The sequence below is a fragment of the Anaeromicropila populeti genome, assembly GCF_900112775.1.
Lineage (GTDB): Bacteria > Bacillota > Clostridia > Lachnospirales > Lachnospiraceae > Anaeromicropila_A > Anaeromicropila_A populeti.
On the sequence record NZ_FOYZ01000001.1, the window covers coordinates 362,934 to 379,492 of the forward strand.

Genomic DNA, 16,559 nt, shown 5'->3' on the forward strand with positions numbered 1-16,559 from the left:
CTTCTATTTTTAGAAGAAATATTTACTTTTTTCAGCCTTTCTAATGATACTGGCAATGGCAGGCGCAGAATCGGTCATAAGCTTTGCCCGCTCCTTTGCCTTTTTTGCCATTGTTTGATAAAAGTCCTGATCTGTTATATATCTCTGAATTAGTTCAATCATTTCATCATAATCATTTACACAGAAATCACGTCCGGCAGCAGTCGCTACATCCCCTGTGTCAATAGAAACCCCTGGCACTCCCATATAAAATGCTTCTATTACAGAAAAGCCTCCTCCTAATCTCTTAGGATTTACATATAAGTTACAAATCTCCATGAGTGCCAGCATATCATTGCAATATCCAACATAAGTGGAGTGTTGGCCCCACTCTGGAAATTTTCTAACGTATTCTTCGTACTTTTCAAATAATCCCACAAAAACAAAATGTGTTCCGAGGGAAAATGTCTGACTCATTTTTTGTAAAAACAACTCATCAATTTCTGTATCTAGCCGAAGTCCTACTACTGGAATAAGAAACTTGTCTTGTGGCAATTTTAAATCTGTTCTCTGTACTGTATGGCTTTTGGGTATTAAATCAAAAGTAAACCTGCTTTCAATGATATTATCCTTTGTATATCCCTGTTCTAAAAATTGCTCCCAGTCTGCTTCATTTAATTTTCTTCCAATAATAGAAAGCTTACTCATGGTATAGGGCAGTTTGGAAAAGGCAACTGCCATAGACAACACTGGCACTATATCAGAGCAAAGGTCCGCTAAAATACTTCCTCCACCAATATTTAAAATGAAATATGGTTTCTGTTTCTTCACAAACTCTATAATTTCCTCCATCATTCCTACTTCTGGCATCTCAACGTCAGGCTGAAAAAACGGAATGTTGTAGTCTTTATATGGATACACTTCAATTTCGTTATATTTTTCAATCACATTACCTGCCACCATGTCATGGTGTGGAATCGCTCCCAGCTTAGTAACGCTTTCTCTTGTATTAATCAGCATAATCCTTTTATTCAACAGCTTTCCAAGGGCGTAGCACCTTTCTAATATTGTTCTTGTTGGAGCATGACGTTCTCCCAAAAAAGTATATGCAAATACAAAGATTAAATCTTTGTTTCTTTTCTTTTTAGGAATTGCTTTTAATTCTATCTCAACCATTCCCTTAAACACTTGGTATATTTCCCTATACAACTGCCAGTGCAGCTGCCCTGTCAGCTTTGAACCTATTCCTGGATAAACCAGTCCATACCTTTTCATCTGGTTCCACATATAATATTTATTATGAATGTTTAAGGAGGAGCTTTCTAACACTGTTTGTTCCAGTTCTTCATAATATTTTGAATGATGGCTTACTGCAATTAAATACGTAAGCATCCATATTTTCGATATTTCGTTTATTTGCTTTTCTATAAATTCAAGATTATGCAGGAAGCAACAAATCTCTATTTTTTCCAAACCTGAGCATGCTTCTATAAGTTTATTCATCCTCTCTATGGCGGCATCGCACTGCTTAATGTCCATATCTTTTATTAAAACATTCATGGAATCCAATATTTGTCCCGCTGCTTCTATTACTTCATCTGCAAAGTAAAACATATACTGTACCTTGCTTAAATCAATATCTGATTCATTCCCGCCTACCACTAAAGTTTTCCCAATGACAGGTTCAAAAAAATAGTACTGCTGATCCAGATAATAATATTTTTCTAATGCTCCATCTGTTAACTCGGCCCTGCCTTCTGCTATTTTTGTATATGCTTGTGATAAATCTTCCTTTTGCAATTCTTTTCTTAAACATTCGTGCTGGGTAATGGGTTCCTTTAACAGACTTCGATATATTCCTTCCGCCTGATAGGAAGCACTGTCTTCTGTTTCTATAAATAAGAAACCATCAAAAATTTGATTATATAGACGATATATTAGATCATATAATTCTTTCTGGTCGGTCAGAAAAACGACGGTATCCTTTTCATCCTCACGTACTTCTTCTAATGTGCTGAGTACAGTTGGTGGGAGTATTTTCTCAGTCGCCATATTGGTATATAAATAAACTTCCATTATTTCTTCGTCCAATTGCTCCAAATAATTGCTCAGAACACTTCCCTCTTCAAACTGCTCTACACAGCAAAGTAATTTAATCTTCATTTCACGCCTCCTAGTTTGGAATTCGTACCAATTATTCTATTAATTATATAGTTCTTTCATATAATAGTCAAGCTAGGGGAAGGAATGAAACTAGAGGTTGTAAGCTACTTTTATCAAGTAAACTACAATAAATGTGCAGATAATTTTTTATTGACAGGTTTCACTATTCACAATACAATAGTATATATTGTATGAATTGACATACAAAAGAAAATTATATTTTATGGAGGATATTTTATGAGGAATATGAAAAAAATTATAATTTGTTTGGTGCTAGTTTTTTCTGCTGTTTTATTTACAAGTAATTTGAAAAGTTCCGCAGATGAAATAACATATTCAGCTAATGTTATACCAGCTATGACTAGTGATACTTCACCAAGCGGTGTAGCCAGTGCAAGCAGCGTGTATACATATAGCTCTGGGGCAACTTTAGCGGCATGGAAAGCATTTGATCAGGTTAATACCACTAGTTGGGCGGCAGCTTATGGAACTACCACAGGCTGGTTAGCTTATGAATTTCCAGATGACAAATGCATTTGCAAGTACACCATTACTTCTAGAAATCCAGTTGCTTCTATTAAAGAATTACCTAAAAATTGGACATTCGAGGCATGGGATGAAGAAGCAACTCAATGGGTTGTACTAGATACACAAACAAATATAAGTAACTGGGAACTTAGTGTGACAAAAGAATTTACTTTTTCAAATAATAAATACTATAAAAAATACAGGTTAAATATTACAGCAAACTGTGGTTTTAGTGAAGCTCTTATTATTGGCGAAGTAGAAATGATGGAAATTGACAGCATAACATCTACCCCTACTCCAACTCCTTCTGCAACACCAGTTACCAGTTTTCAAGGAAATACAGCAGATATAAGAATTACTATGGTTACAGGTGAAATAAAAGAATACACGCTTACAATAGATAAGGTAGATGCTTTTCTAGCTTGGTATGATTCACGTTATGCAGGCAGCGGAACAAATTATTTTGTATTTTCCAAGGATGCAACATCATATCTAAGCCGAAGTGAATACTTAGTTTTTGATAAAATATCTAGCTTTGAAATAATGGATTATAACAAATAAACCATATATAATAGGACGTATCACAAATGACAATTGTCAATTATGTGATACGTCCTTGTTTTTATACGTTATAGTTCTTAACGGTAAAATATAATATTTTACTATATGGAATATAATCTTTTATACTGGTATATGGGCTTACATCGCTCTTCCATGTGAAAATATAATAGGCTTTGGCTGCTCCCGCTGAACGATTGTCATACCAAGTAAGAAAATCATCCAGTTCCTCACCTGTCAGATTGTATTCTTTTATTGTTCCGCCATCCAGAGTGATCACCAAAGTTGCGTTTTCTAGAACTGGCTCTTCTGGTGTAGCAGAGGCTTCGTTGGAATCTGCACTTTCACCGCCTGTGTTCACTGCGGATACTACATAATAGTAAGTAGTTCCGTTGGTTAATCCAGTATGTACATAGGTTGGTGTATTGCTAGTTGCAATCTGTGTATATGGTCCTCCTGCTGTTGCTCCACACTTGATTGTGTAGCTGTCTGCACCTTTCACTGTATTCCATGTTAAGGTTACCTGTTCATCTCCTGCTATGGCTTTCAAGTTTACAGGGGCTTCTGTGATTTCGGCTACTGGTGTTGCGGACACTTCATCAGCATTTTTTCCTTCTTCTCCATTCACAGTTGCAGATACAGTAAAGTAGTAGGTAGTTCCATTAGTTAATCCCGTTACATCATAGCCTGTATATGCATCACTAGATACTGTTTGAGTATAGGTATATTCTCCATGTGTCGTTCCCCATTTTACGGTATATCCTGTGGTATTTGCCACTGCATTCCAGGTAAGAGTTGCTTTGGAATCTCCTGGTACTGCCGCCAGATGTTCCACTTTGTCGTAAGGAAGAAGGGTTCCTGTATCGTTAATGTCAATTGCGTCAAAAATAAAGCTTGAATTACTATCTGACTTTGTTAATTCTACATAATGATTTCCATTCTCTAATCCAGTCACCTCATACAACAGGCATATTCCAGATGTAATAGAACTCCTATAAATGCTATAATTACCAACGACCACATCATCAATTTTCACTTCCACATTTTTTGATAAATTATTACTTAATATGGATATAAGCCTTAATTCAGTACCTTGAAATTTGAATTTTACGCTATCACCTGTGGTTGGACTAGACATAAATTTTCCCATATAACCATTTGTAGGTTTACCACATTCATATAAGGACCAATTTCCATCATAATAGAAATAACTATTCTGATCATCGTATCTTACCCATCCATCCTCTGGTGCTGTCAGTAATTGGCCCACTGTTGCTGCTGACACACCTGTTGGTATTGAACATAACATAAATACTGCCATTAAAACAAGAAACGCTCTAATCTTTTTCATAATATTTCCTCCTCGTTTGTTTTTTTCTATTATATTTCAAGTAACTCGAGGTTTCAAGTTCTTTATTGACTATTTTTTACCTTATTATGTTATTTTTTTCATTGTTTCTATTTTTTTCTCTCTTTTTCTCACTATTCTAAATCTCATTAAACTTAACTGCATTTATCACTTTCTCAATGACACAATCCTGCTGTTCATTGGTAAGTCCGGGATATAAAGGAATACTAATCATCTGCTGATACAACTGTTCTGCTTGTACGCACTTTACCTCTTTATATCCATTTTCCTGATAATATGGCTGCTTATACACAGGGATATAATGTACATTGACTCCTATTCCCGCATCCCTCAAAGAATCAAATACCTTTTTCCTTTGGCAGTTCTTCACCTGTATTACATATAGGTGCCAACTGCTTTCACATCCCTCTGCTACTGTCGGAACTATAATATTTTCCATTCCCTTAAAAGCTTCCTGATATCCCATGACGATTTCTTTTCTTCTTTTCAAAAAACCGTCCAGCTTTTTCATCTGAGAGATTCCTAATGCACATTGAATATCTGTAATTCTGTAATTATACCCAAGACTAAGCTGCTCATAATACCAGTCACCTTCCTTTTTTCTCATCATCCCCTCATCTCGTGTAATACCATGACTTCGAAATAACTTTAATTTTTCATATAACTGAACATTATTTGTGGTAATCATACCACCTTCTCCCGTTGTAATATGTTTCACTGGGTGAAAGCTAAAGGTTGTCATATCTGATAACCCACCTATTCTCTTCCCCTTATATTCCGCACCAAGTGCATGTGCCCCATCCTCTATTACGATCAAATTATGTTCTTCTGCAATCTTATGGATTGCATCCATATTACAAGGCTGTCCTGCATAATGAACAGGAATAATTGCTTTTGTTTTATTGGTAATCTTCCGTCTGATATCCTCTAGACTAATATTATAGGTTTCTGAATCAATATCAGCAAATACAGGAGTTCCACCACAATACAAAACACAATTAGCAGATGCCACAAAAGTAATTGGTGATGTAATTACTTCATCTCCGCTTTGTATTCCGGCCGCTGCGCATGCCGCATGAAGCGCAGCAGTTCCATTGGAAATCGCCACTGCATATTTGGCGCCCACATATTCTGCTACAACCTTTTCAAACTCTTCTATTTTCGGACCAGTTGTTAAATAATCAGATTTTAAAACTTCTACTACAGCAGAGATGTCCTCATCGTCAATTGTCTGTCGTCCATATGGAATAAACATAATTGCTCCTTTCTCCCATGCCTAATTCTATAATTTTTGTAATGCTGCTTTTAACTGCTCCACATCCATCCACTGGCTATTGGTACCTGAATTATACTCAAATCCATCCTCTACTAATTTCCCACCCTTAGCAAGTCTGTCTTTAATGTTCAGCCACTCGAAATTTGGATAAATAATAAAATGCTTTTCGTATTCATAAGTGAACCGGGAATCATCCTTTGTTACCATTACTTCATGAAGTTTTTCACCTTCCCGAATTCCAACCTCCTGCATTTCACAATTAGGCAGCATAGCCTTTGCCAAATCTGTAATTTTAAAGGATGGAATTTTTGAAATATAGGTTTCTCCCCCCTTAGATTCTTCTAATGCCTTAAAAACAAGCTCTACTCCTTGTTCTAATGTAATCCAAAAGCGAGTCATTCTATAATCGGTAATTGGTAGAACACACTGACCCTTTTCAACTATACTATTAAAAAAAGGAATCACAGAACCTCTGCTGCCAGCTACATTTCCATAACGGACAATGGAAAAGCTAGTTTCCCTTGATCCAGAATAAGCATTTGCCGCTGTAAACAGCTTATCGGACACTAGTTTTGTTCCTCCATATAGATTAATGGGATTTACCGCTTTATCCGTTGATAATGCCACTACCTTTTTTACATTACTATCCAAGGCTGCATCAATAATATTCTGAGCACCATGGATATTAGTTTTAATAGCCTCAAAGGGATTATATTCGCAAGTGGGAACCTGTTTCATTGCTGCTGCATGCACTACATAATCAATGCCATCAAATGCCCGGTACAGACGTTCTTTATCACGTACATCTCCAATAAAAAAACGAACCTTTGACATATCTATCTTGTCCATCAATTCTGTTTTCATTACACTTTGTTTAAATTCATCTCTGGAGTAAATAACTACCTTTTTGGGCTTATAACGTTCAAAAACCATCTGTAAAAATTTTTTTCCAAAAGAACCTGTTCCACCTGTAACCAGTATGTTTTTCCCATTTAACATTTGCAAAACCTCACTTTATTTTTATAATTCTAATCTTGTATTTTACGTACTAATTGAAATGCCTCCACATAATTTTTTCCTACTGTCATGCCCCACTTCTGCGCTAAAATTTCTAACCCTTTTACGGAACGTGGATGTGGAAATTCACACAATTCAGATTCATAGCATTTCATCGCCTCTACCTTTTTCTCAAAAAAATCAGCTACTTCAATAAAAACATTGGGGCAAAAGGAATTTCGATAACTAAAATCCCACTCTGTAGAGGAAAGCGTTTCAAATGTGTAGATTTCTTTAACTATCCCGTTTTGTAATGGACGGGTTGCTGTAATAACCGCTTCCCCTGTTCTTTGATGATCAATATTCAGGTCCCCCAGATGGTGGGTATAAATAATCTCTGGCTGAACCTGCTGAATCATTTCTTCTACTAGTTTTACGATATCCAGCAAATCCACCTGGTCAAATCGGTTATCTGGCAAATCTGCAAAGAAAATATTCTTATATCCCACAACCTTTGCGGCTTCCCATGTATTTTTATGAAGCTCCTGTATTACCTTTTCTTCTGCAAGCTCCCGTTCCTTCCATCTAGAAGTTTGTCCTTCTCCCAGAATATACCCGAAAACATGATCCCCTTTTGCAGCATGTCTGGCAACTGTGCCGCCTACTCCTAAAATCTCATCATCTGGATGAGCTGCCACTACCAATACCGTACTCATTCCTTATTCCCCTCTGCATTTTGTATTTTCTTTTGGAAATAGACATAATCCGCTGTTTCTGACTTCTCATACTGCATCTGTTCAAACTTTCTTTGAGAAGGAATATTATCAAATTTAACTTTTCCTGCTAAAATTTCAATTTCAGGTCTTTCCTTTTTCACTTCTTCTTCCACCAAAAGTAAAATTAATTTTCCATATCCCTTTCCTCTGAATTCAGACGCTATACTATAACTGATATCTGCTTGATTTTTGGTAATGTCTAACCGAATTTGACCAACTGGAACTTCCTTTTCACACAAAATGTAAATACTGCTCTCGTTATCAGCCAGCTTTTTCTGAAACCATTTTGTATGTTCTTCCAATGAAATTATTTCTGAATGGAAAAAATTTTTCCTGCACTCCTTGTCATTCACCCATTGAAATAAGGTCATTAAATCTGATTCTTGGGCTTTTCGTAATTTTCTTATACACATTGGTTACACTCCTGGATTTTCCATATATTTCTTCTTACACACAGTATCAAAGGTGTCCCACTTTAGCCGATCAATACAATCAAACCAAATATCTTCTTGTTCCTCAATATGGACTATTTTTTCGTAAAATTCTTTTGTATGCTCTTCCTTTGGTATAATAACTACTCCACAGTCATCACACACTGCAATACTTCCATTATATTTTGCATTATATTCTTCATACATGGCAGCTGCGATATCTTGAAAATCTTTTTTGTTAAAACATCCCTCTGGATTGTAGCCTTTACACCATACACTATAATTTTCTTTTATAATATTTGGTACATCTCGGACATTTCCATTTACAACAATTGCTCCTGCCTGAAGATACAACAAGGCATATTTAGCTACTAACTCGCCTAAAATTGCCCGATTGCCACATTGAAATACATCTACCAGAATAATATCATTTTCCTGTACCTTCCGAATCTGATCATGTACATTCCAGTTGCTTTCTCCACTGGCATAAGTCCAAAATACATTTCCCACTCTAAAATGTCCTCTGTTAATAGGATGTATTCCATACAAACTCCCCTTTTTCCCAAGGCAGTCAGCTATCTCCGTTGTAGATACACGGTTTCTTTTTATATACTTTATAATTTCTTCTTTCATAAATGAACCTCCATATACGCTAAGATTTTTTCTGCAACTCTCCTGGCTCCATTCCCATCCAGAATTCTTTGTCCTGCTTCACTAAGCTGTCTCCGAAGGTTTTTGTCTGCAATCACCATCTTCAGACTGCTCCCTGCCTCCTGTTCCTGGAAATTCTCCAGCTTTCCCATTTGGATGGTGGTTCCCTTCTCACTCATATACTGCCCCAGCATGCTCTGATCGTAGGATAACAAAAAACTAATAGACGGTGTTCCTGTTGCAGCTAATTCATACAAAATGCTGCCAGATGAGGTAAGGAATAAATCTGTGTTAAGCATGACTTCTTTCATACTCGGCTGAAAAAGAAGCTGAAAGCTGTTGTCACCCTCTACTGCTTTTTTTATCCTCTCAACATTGGTAAAATACGGTCCAATCACAATTTTTTTTTGAATCGACGGTACTAAATATTTTTTTACCAAACCAATCATGACTAAAGTAAAGTCCATGGGATCACTGCCTCCCGATGAAATGGTAACTACTTGAACGGTATCCTTTATTGCTCTTTTAGAAAGATTAGAAAACTCATCTCTCAATAATGTATACTCACACCCCAGAAGCAAAAATTTTTCCTTGCCTTCCTTTTCATAAAAAGCTTCTGTTGCATAGGCATTACCATTTACAATCACATCAACGTCATATTTTTTACAAAATAAATCATCCACATATGTCATAATTTTTACATAAGGTCTTAACTCACTGAAATACGTTTCTGTCACACCATAACTGTCTACAATCAAACAATCTATCGTATTACTTTTTAAAAAAGCTTTCATTTCATCGATTTCATCTTCTATAGACAGATACTCATAACCTGTCCCATCTACAATATCCAATGCCTTTTCAAGCTTCTTTACAGGAAACACTATGTTTTCTGGCAGACTGCTTCTTGTAATAAATTGAATTTCAGCCTTATTGCTTTTTTGAAAGGCATCTGCCAATGACAGACAGCGGATATAATGACCTGAGCCAATTGTTTTGCCCCAGTCTAAACGAAATACCACTTTAAACATCACAATACCCCATTCACATACTTCTCGTAAAAGAGATTAAAATTAGTTTTCATTAGTTTTTCTTTATTACTTTGTTCAATGTGATAGGTAGAACAAAACAATTCAAAATAATGTAATGCTTCTTCTAGACTATAGTACGGAGCATCTGAACCAAAAAAAGTTCTCTCATAGTTCAGCTTATGCAGTACAAATGCATAATCGGTAATCACACTGGAACCCCACCAAAAGGGTAGGGTATAGGCTATATCCATGTATAGATTATCATATACCATCATCAACGATAAGGTATCTAATACTTTCACCATCCCTCCATGAGCTAATATAACAGGTGATTTTATATGATGTCTCAAAACATATTCTGTCAGTTCCACACCATTGGTCTGGTAAATCAGTTCTGATCCGTAAGAACCACAAATAACAACTATCATTCCATACTGTTCTATGCACTTACATAGATTAGCTACTTTATCATAATGTTCTCTTTTAATCATCTGTTCATAAGGTAATAGTTTTACAAAACGGATCCCATGTTCTGATAGGTTTTTTATATCATTTTCCATATTCTTACTAAAAGGATTTACCATTATACTTGGAATAATACGATTCCCCCAATCAGCTGTATAGTATTTCTTATCCATAGAATCCTCGGAAATAATATGAAGTAGTGCCTTTTCAATTTGATATTGTTCCAACTGCTGTCCTATTTTTTTTATATCCTCAGCTATTTCTCCCCCACAAAAATGATAATGATAATGAACATCTATCATACTATTTCTCCCTCCTATCCTATTTTCCCAAAATTACCATATATTGCTTATGTTGATTTGAACCATAATTATGAATTAGTTCCACATTTTCAGTAAAGGAAAACGCCATATCCAAAATTTCTTTTGGTTCATGATAATAAACAAAATCTTCTCGGGGATAATCCTTTGTTAATCGTGTGCTTAAAAAATCTAATATTAGCTTTTGTCTTGCCTTTTGAAATGCTTTTTCCATAAAGATATCGGTATAAACAATGTTATCAATTTCTGTTAATTTGTAATTTAAGGTTCCCAATGAAATAACATAATCCGCCTCTGGAATATCCTCAAAATCCAATAAAATATTTTTATCGTAAAATTCTGCTTCTGGAAACTGTTCTTTACAATGAGAAATGAACTGAGGAATAATGTCAATTCCAATATACGTACAAGGAATTTGCTTTTCTTTTAAATACACATAAAAATCTCCAAATCCACACCCAATATCTAAGATTGTCTGATTAGACAAATCATTATATTTTGTAATAACCTGAAATCGTTCTAGCTGGTCTTCTTTACATCCCCATCCCAATGCCTGAGGAACTACACCTAATTTTTCATATCTCTGACTATAACGCTTTACTGCATCCTCTTGAATTTTCTTAAACATTTCTAACTCGCTCATACAAAGTCTCCCTTCTCGTAAATTTTATTAATATGGATAAATTCTTCTGCAAGCTGTGCGATTTCTTTTTCCACCAGCTTTGCTTTACTTTCAATTTCATCAAAGCTGTCACCTGATAATAAAATAACGCCTGTTCTTCTTCTTGCATCTGTCATGCCTCTCTGGGTTCCTGTATCCAGTGGGTTTAAATGCATGGCAAGCACTTTATCCCCTTCCCTTTCCAAAAATTGCTCTGGACTTGTATTTCCTTGCGACGCCAGAAAATACATCATGGTTTTACTGATATACTCTTTATTAAATTTTATTTTTACTTGTTCTCCCATTGCCATCTGAATCAATGCCTGATTAAAATCTATTCCTGTGATGGATTTTAATATTAAATTAGATATAAATACTCCCCCGCCACGATTTGCTGCCTCTACAAAATAAATATTCCCTGTCTGTTCCTCTAATATGAATTCAAAATGAGTAAAACCAAAACATATCTCACAATGTTCTACAATTTCTTTTACATATGCTTCGATCTCATTTACCTTTTCTGGATGTAATTTCCCAGGGTAATACAAAACCTTAGCTACATTTTTTGTTTCAGGATATGTCTCCTTTGTTGAAACACTAATAAAATGAAATTTTTCACTATCGTAAAATCCCTCTGCCGTTACAACAGCACCCTCAATAAACTTTTCCACTAAAACCATTCTGGAGTGGGCATTGGAAACTGCCAGATACCAGGCAGTTTTCAGTTCTTTTTCCTCTAGAACCTGTACGACTCCAATGCTGCCTCTGTTATCCACTGGTTTTACAATGACGGGATATCCGATTCTGGCTGCTGCCATTTGTAAGTCCTCATAATTCCAGCAAAGCTCAAACTCTGGCTGTGGAACATTGGAATTTTTCATTTTGTCCCTTTGTAAATACTTATTATTTGTAATTGTTAGCGCTTTTAAACCCGGTCCCGCCAGATTATATTTTTCTGTGAGCCAGGCAACTGCATACATTGAATAATCACACTCATCTGCAATAATTCCATCTGGTTTTTCCTTTTGAAAAATAAGTTCCAAACCGTCTAAATCCCTTGGTTCTGCCTCATATACTACATCAGCCGGAATCAATTCTTTTTTCCATGTAGTAACTGCTACTGTCCGAAAACCCAGTTTTTTTGCCTCATGCACCAAGGGAAGCTGTTCCCATCCAACACCGATTATCATTATTTTTTTCATAACATCACCCTAGTCAATCAAATACTTCCCGTATATTGGCTCTCCTTTCTCAATGTACTGACCTGCTTTCTTTCCCAGCACCAGATTCACATCCCATGCTGAAACCGCCTCCTCACTGCCTCGAAGAAATACTAAATCATCAGAATGTATCTCTTCTCCTGTCATTATGCTGCGACTGGCAAACAAACGCATTTCAATTTTTTTCCTAAAATCCCGTTCAAATTCTGTCAGCTGGGGTTTTCCCGAATCACCTAATGCTTCTTCCGTTTCCCGTATTGCTGATACCATTTCTTTGAACTCTCCTGGTTCAATGGCAAAGAAGTGATCTGGTCCTTCCTCACTCCTTGACAAAGTAAAATGCTTTTCGATTACTTTAGCTCCTTTTGCCACTGCTGCAATGGGAATATGATACCCTAATGTGTGATCCGAATATCCTACAATGGTTCCAAACATGTTCTGCAAAGTAGTCATAAAGTTTAAATTTACATCGTTTGGTGCAGTTGGATAATTAGCCGTACAGTGCAATAAAACTAATTTACTTTTGTTAGAACAGCAATTTACCGCCCGCTCTATTTCTTTATATCCACAATATCCAGTTGACAAAATCATAGGAACATTTGCTTTATCAGCCCTTTGAATTAACTGTGGAAAGCCATAGACCTGTGGAGAGGCTATTTTTAAAATAGGAACTCCATACTGTACTAGTAAATCCACTGCTTCCAAATACGTCGGTGCACTTGTACAAATAATTCCTGCCTTTTCTGCAAGGGAAAATAGCTCCCGATACCACTCTTCCTTTAATTCAATTTGCTTCATTAATTTTTTCTCATCATTTGAAAGCTTGTCCATATGGTACAGCTTATCTGGCTTAATGGATTGAAATTTAACAGCATCTGCCCCACATTCCCTGGCTGCCAGCATCATTTCTTTTGCCTTCTCTAGTGACTGATTGTGATTAGAACCAATTTCGGCAATAACGAAGGTCTTCTCTCCACCAATCTCTTTCGTACCAACATTTATTTTATGATTCATATACTTTTCCTTGTTTTCATAATAATTTTTTTTACTAATTATCTTTTTGCCCACAAACTTGGAAATATAATACTTTTCTCAATGTTTTGAAAAGCTTCCCTAGTTTCTTCTATAAATTCCTTGGGAACCGTTTTCTTTACCGCACATTCCAAGTCCTCTAACAACTGCTGCTTCGTATCTACTCCAAACACAAAATAGTCAACATATTCATTATCTAATACAAAATGTATTAGCCCGTTTACTTTTTCAACATTATATTTTTTTAAAATGTCATCAAATTTTTTCAAATATGTTTTAGAAGAATTTAGATACTCTGGTATTGTTTCTTCTTCCATCATAATAAGCCCTTGTAAAAAACCACTTCTTGCAAATATCGTTACATTGTTCTCTTTAGCATAGGATAAAAACTTTTCTTTCATTCCTCTTTGATCCAATATACTGTAGGGCAATTGAATATAATCAATGATCCCTGTATTCACAGCCGCAACACCATCCTCTATTTCATAAATAGAAATTCCTATGTTTGTTACAAGCCCCCTTTTTTTACATTCCTTTAATCCTTCTAAAATTTGCGTATTGTAAATATAAGCAGGTGTATGAAGCAAATATCCATCTAGCTTATCAACCTTTAGTCTTTCAATGGATTGTTTTGCCTCCTCTGTTACAAGCTTAACCACATCCTGTTCATTTCCATCCAAAATATTAGGCTTTAATTTACTAATAACATCCAGCTTCCCTGACAGTTTTCTCTTTTCTATAAATTTACCAAGAACATCCTCAGCCGTTCCATAGGCAAATGCCGTATCAAATTTTCTAATTCCGCTTTCATAAGCAAGATCCAGCATCTCAAAACATTCTTCCTCGGAAGGCTGTCCATTCTGATTATGGATTCCATACTTCATTCCAAATTGCACTGTACCCAGACACAGTTCTGCCATCTTAACACTCCTCTCTAGTACAACCCCCAGCCACCGTCAATGCTAATCAATTGTCCCGTACAAAATTTATTTTCTTCCGCAAGGCAGAATCTTAATGCCTCGTTAAATTCCCCTATTTCCGCCATCCGGTTCATTGGTGTCCGCATACAATATTGATCATAAAAATAATCATTTTGCCTGTCTTTATCCCGTATTCCCCCTGCTAAAATTGCATTTACCCTCACATTATTTTTTGCATAATGGACAGCCAGATATTTTGTAATATAATTCATTGCTGCTTTTGAAGACGCATACACTAGGGAAGTAGGTATCATATGTTTATCGTAAACCCGGTTATCTGGTATATTTACACTATAGAAAGAAGATATATTTACCACTGCTCCCTCTTGTATCATTAGTTTTTCAATGACCTGTGCCGACAGATACGTGTTTGCAAATACATTTATTTTATAATGTTTTTCCCACTGGCTCATTTCCAACTCAAATGCATTATAAATGGTGTCCCTGCAAACAGCACAATTAACAAGCCCATAAACCGTCTCGTATTTTCCCTTGATACGGTTTACAAACAAATCCATTTCTTCCTGTGTTTCTAAACTTAGCAGCTCTGGAAAACAGTTTTCTTGTAACGCTGGTTCTAACTGTTCTCTATAGCTTTGCACATTCTTCTCACTTCTGGAGGTAGGTATTACCACCGCACCCTGTTCTAACAGATATTGGGTAAATACTGCACCAAGGCCAGCACAGCCTGCTGTTACAATAATTTTTTTTCGCTTTAAAGACATTTTTTATCCTCTCCACTTACTAACATTCTGCATAAATCTAAATCAAACTGGCTTCTTATGTGAATTGCCCTTTCCTCTGGCATTTCTGTACGCATGATATGATCGCCAAAAAAATGCCTGTATTCTAAAACCTTTTCTGTCCGTCCCACTTTGATTGCTCCATTAGGACGATATACTGGGTTAAGCAGACTTCTGTCTACTAACATCTTTTTTCCAAAGTATAATTCTGTCATACCATTTTCACGTTCCTCTAATGCCCAATGAAAATAATGAGGATCAATGATTGTGGTACTTAATACATATTGGCATTCAGGATTTTCCTCCAGAACCTTATAAGCATTAATAATGTCCTCTGCTGTTTTTAAGGGAGAGGTAGGCTGAAAACACCATAACAGGTCATATTCCTTTTTTAATTGTTCATAAAAATAAAGCAATGGTTCGGCTGAACTAACCAAATCTCCTGCCATTTCTTCTGGCTCCAGAAAAGGAACCAATGCACCATATTTTTGGGCAATTTCTGCATATACTTCGCTATCTGTCGCCACAAATACTTCTGAAAATATGCCGGCATTTTTACAGGCTTCGATGGTGTATGCCAATACAGGCTTTCCACTTAAGTCTAAAATGTTTTTATCCTTTAAACCTTTTGAACCGCTTCTGGCTGGTATAACACATAGTGATTTCAACATTTTTTATTCCTTCTTTCCATAAGGTACTGGGCATATAAAAAATCATCCATTGTATCAATATCCATTGAATGGGATGGCTCTAATCGTAACGCCTTTGAATTTTTATACCAGTCAAACTGATTCTCCTTCAACCGGTTCCATCGTGCAATCCGCACTGCTCCTGTTATTTTATAATAAGTAGGAAGCTCCTGCCGGTTCTTTCGCTTTACCTCTTCTGAAAGAAAACAATCCATTCTTCCATCTTCCTCTAATGTATTGCACCACAAAGGACTTACATCTACTTCCGTTACCGAGTTTACCGTATCAATTTCTGGCTGCTCTAACAAGATTTCAATTCCCTTATCAATATCCTTTCCCGTAATCAAAGGAGCGGTAACTTGAAGAAATGCAAAAAAATCAAAGTTCATCTTCTTTTCTTCAAAATAATTGATTGTGTGTATAATGGTATCTGTAATACTAGCCGTATCCGTTGATAATTCTGGCGGACGTAAAAATGGTGTTACAGAACCGTATTGTTCACCAATTCTGGCATATTCCTCTGAATCTGTATTTAACATAATGTAATCCTGGTCTGCATGATAGTATTGAGAATTCTGAATTGCTTGTATCATATAAGCCATCAATGGTTTTCCATGTAAATCCTTTATATTTTTATCTTTAACCCCTTTTGACCCCGATCGAGCCGGTAAAAAGTATAATATTCGCATCG

The 16,559-nt window shown here is 36.0% G+C and carries 17 protein-coding genes; 1 reads left to right on the forward strand and 16 read right to left on the reverse strand.

From position 1 onward, the window contains the following. Window positions 1–9 precede the first annotated feature (9 nt). Complete coding sequence (locus BM305_RS01680) at window positions 10–2,142, reverse strand: glycosyltransferase (protein ID WP_092558952.1); 2,133 nt, start codon at window positions 2,140–2,142, stop codon at window positions 10–12. 237 nt (window positions 2,143–2,379) lie between these two features. Here BM305_RS01680 and BM305_RS01685 point away from each other — a divergent pair, with 237 nt between their 5' ends. Beyond that, on the forward strand, window positions 2,380–3,231 hold the full coding sequence (locus BM305_RS01685; RefSeq protein ID WP_092558953.1) for a discoidin/SUN/FTP domain-containing protein: 852 nt from the start codon (window positions 2,380–2,382) through the stop codon (window positions 3,229–3,231). Between the two features lie 61 nt (window positions 3,232–3,292). Here the strand turns inward: BM305_RS01685 and BM305_RS01690 are convergent, their stop codons facing one another. From BM305_RS01690 to BM305_RS01760, 15 genes are all read right to left on the reverse strand, one after another. Then, a complete protein-coding gene (locus tag BM305_RS01690) occupies window positions 3,293–4,579 on the reverse strand; it encodes a fibronectin type III domain-containing protein (RefSeq protein WP_092558954.1) in 1,287 nt (428 codons plus the stop codon). Between the two features lie 136 nt (window positions 4,580–4,715). Continuing rightward, window positions 4,716–5,852, reverse strand: coding sequence for a UDP-4-amino-4,6-dideoxy-N-acetyl-beta-L-altrosamine transaminase (gene pseC / locus BM305_RS01695; protein WP_092558955.1), 1,137 nt, complete (start codon window positions 5,850–5,852; stop codon window positions 4,716–4,718). A 27-nt stretch (window positions 5,853–5,879) separates the two neighbouring features. Further along, a complete protein-coding gene (pseB, locus tag BM305_RS01700; protein WP_092558956.1) occupies window positions 5,880–6,872 on the reverse strand; it encodes a UDP-N-acetylglucosamine 4,6-dehydratase (inverting) in 993 nt (330 codons plus the stop codon). Window positions 6,873–6,901: 29 nt separating this feature from the next. Next, window positions 6,902–7,585 carry a PIG-L deacetylase family protein gene (locus BM305_RS01705; protein WP_092558957.1) on the reverse strand — a complete coding sequence of 228 codons (684 nt, stop codon included), beginning with the start codon at window positions 7,583–7,585 and terminating at the stop codon, window positions 6,902–6,904. Continuing rightward, the gene (locus BM305_RS01710) at window positions 7,582–8,058 is read right to left on the reverse strand and encodes a GNAT family N-acetyltransferase (RefSeq protein ID WP_092558958.1); all 477 of its coding nucleotides are present in this window, start codon (window positions 8,056–8,058) and stop codon (window positions 7,582–7,584) included. Before BM305_RS01710 ends, BM305_RS01705 begins: the two co-directional genes overlap by 4 nt. Before the next feature lie 3 nt (window positions 8,059–8,061). After that, on the reverse strand, window positions 8,062–8,709 hold the full coding sequence (locus BM305_RS01715; protein WP_092558959.1) for an RraA family protein: 648 nt from the start codon (window positions 8,707–8,709) through the stop codon (window positions 8,062–8,064). Continuing rightward, window positions 8,706–9,758 (reverse strand): UDP-2,4-diacetamido-2,4,6-trideoxy-beta-L-altropyranose hydrolase, encoded by a 1,053-nt coding sequence (gene pseG / locus BM305_RS01720; protein ID WP_092558960.1) that lies wholly within the window; start codon window positions 9,756–9,758, stop codon window positions 8,706–8,708. Before pseG ends, BM305_RS01715 begins: the two co-directional genes overlap by 4 nt. After that, a complete protein-coding gene (locus tag BM305_RS01725; protein ID WP_092558961.1) occupies window positions 9,758–10,525 on the reverse strand; it encodes an amidohydrolase family protein in 768 nt (255 codons plus the stop codon). The genes pseG and BM305_RS01725 overlap by 1 nt, the downstream gene beginning before the upstream one ends. 19 nt (window positions 10,526–10,544) lie before the next feature. Then, window positions 10,545–11,186, reverse strand: coding sequence for a class I SAM-dependent methyltransferase (locus tag BM305_RS01730; protein WP_092558962.1), 642 nt, complete (start codon window positions 11,184–11,186; stop codon window positions 10,545–10,547). Then, window positions 11,183–12,406, reverse strand: coding sequence for an ATP-grasp domain-containing protein (locus BM305_RS01735; RefSeq protein ID WP_092558963.1), 1,224 nt, complete (start codon window positions 12,404–12,406; stop codon window positions 11,183–11,185). Before BM305_RS01735 ends, BM305_RS01730 begins: the two co-directional genes overlap by 4 nt. Before the next feature lie 9 nt (window positions 12,407–12,415). Next, on the reverse strand, window positions 12,416–13,492 hold the full coding sequence (locus tag BM305_RS01740; protein WP_207649450.1) for an N-acetylneuraminate synthase family protein: 1,077 nt from the start codon (window positions 13,490–13,492) through the stop codon (window positions 12,416–12,418). Further along, the gene (locus tag BM305_RS01745; RefSeq protein WP_092558965.1) at window positions 13,477–14,376 is read right to left on the reverse strand and encodes an aldo/keto reductase; all 900 of its coding nucleotides are present in this window, start codon (window positions 14,374–14,376) and stop codon (window positions 13,477–13,479) included. Before BM305_RS01745 ends, BM305_RS01740 begins: the two co-directional genes overlap by 16 nt. A gap of 14 nt (window positions 14,377–14,390) precedes the next feature. Further along, window positions 14,391–15,161 carry an SDR family NAD(P)-dependent oxidoreductase gene (locus BM305_RS01750; RefSeq protein ID WP_092558966.1) on the reverse strand — a complete coding sequence of 257 codons (771 nt, stop codon included), beginning with the start codon at window positions 15,159–15,161 and terminating at the stop codon, window positions 14,391–14,393. After that, on the reverse strand, window positions 15,152–15,850 hold the full coding sequence (locus BM305_RS01755) for an acylneuraminate cytidylyltransferase family protein (protein ID WP_092558967.1): 699 nt from the start codon (window positions 15,848–15,850) through the stop codon (window positions 15,152–15,154). The genes BM305_RS01750 and BM305_RS01755 overlap by 10 nt, the downstream gene beginning before the upstream one ends. Then, window positions 15,844–16,557: an acylneuraminate cytidylyltransferase family protein gene (locus BM305_RS01760; RefSeq protein ID WP_092558968.1), complete on the reverse strand. Its 714-nt coding sequence runs from the start codon at window positions 16,555–16,557 to the stop codon at window positions 15,844–15,846. The genes BM305_RS01755 and BM305_RS01760 overlap by 7 nt, the downstream gene beginning before the upstream one ends. Window positions 16,558–16,559: the final 2 nt, after the last annotated feature.

Coding starts and splice junctions, on each gene's coding strand:
- BM305_RS01745 (WP_092558965.1), bottom strand. CDS start 14,376: ATGGCAGAACTGTGTCTGGGTACAGTGCAATTTGGAATGAAGTATGGA.
- BM305_RS01680 (WP_092558952.1), bottom strand. CDS start 2,142: ATGAAGATTAAATTACTTTGCTGTGTAGAGCAGTTTGAAGAGGGAAGT.
- BM305_RS01690 (WP_092558954.1), bottom strand. CDS start 4,579: ATGAAAAAGATTAGAGCGTTTCTTGTTTTAATGGCAGTATTTATGTTA.
- BM305_RS01725 (WP_092558961.1), bottom strand. CDS start 10,525: ATGATAGATGTTCATTATCATTATCATTTTTGTGGGGGAGAAATAGCT.
- BM305_RS01760 (WP_092558968.1), bottom strand. CDS start 16,557: ATGCGAATATTATACTTTTTACCGGCTCGATCGGGGTCAAAAGGGGTT.
- BM305_RS01705 (WP_092558957.1), bottom strand. CDS start 7,585: ATGAGTACGGTATTGGTAGTGGCAGCTCATCCAGATGATGAGATTTTA.
- BM305_RS01730 (WP_092558962.1), bottom strand. CDS start 11,186: ATGAGCGAGTTAGAAATGTTTAAGAAAATTCAAGAGGATGCAGTAAAG.
- BM305_RS01735 (WP_092558963.1), bottom strand. CDS start 12,406: ATGAAAAAAATAATGATAATCGGTGTTGGATGGGAACAGCTTCCCTTG.
- pseC (WP_092558955.1), bottom strand. CDS start 5,852: ATGTTTATTCCATATGGACGACAGACAATTGACGATGAGGACATCTCT.
- BM305_RS01750 (WP_092558966.1), bottom strand. CDS start 15,161: ATGTCTTTAAAGCGAAAAAAAATTATTGTAACAGCAGGCTGTGCTGGC.
- BM305_RS01755 (WP_092558967.1), bottom strand. CDS start 15,850: ATGTTGAAATCACTATGTGTTATACCAGCCAGAAGCGGTTCAAAAGGT.
- BM305_RS01710 (WP_092558958.1), bottom strand. CDS start 8,058: ATGTGTATAAGAAAATTACGAAAAGCCCAAGAATCAGATTTAATGACC.
- BM305_RS01685 (WP_092558953.1), top strand. CDS start 2,380: ATGAGGAATATGAAAAAAATTATAATTTGTTTGGTGCTAGTTTTTTCT.
- pseB (WP_092558956.1), bottom strand. CDS start 6,872: ATGTTAAATGGGAAAAACATACTGGTTACAGGTGGAACAGGTTCTTTT.
- pseG (WP_092558960.1), bottom strand. CDS start 9,758: ATGTTTAAAGTGGTATTTCGTTTAGACTGGGGCAAAACAATTGGCTCA.
- BM305_RS01715 (WP_092558959.1), bottom strand. CDS start 8,709: ATGAAAGAAGAAATTATAAAGTATATAAAAAGAAACCGTGTATCTACA.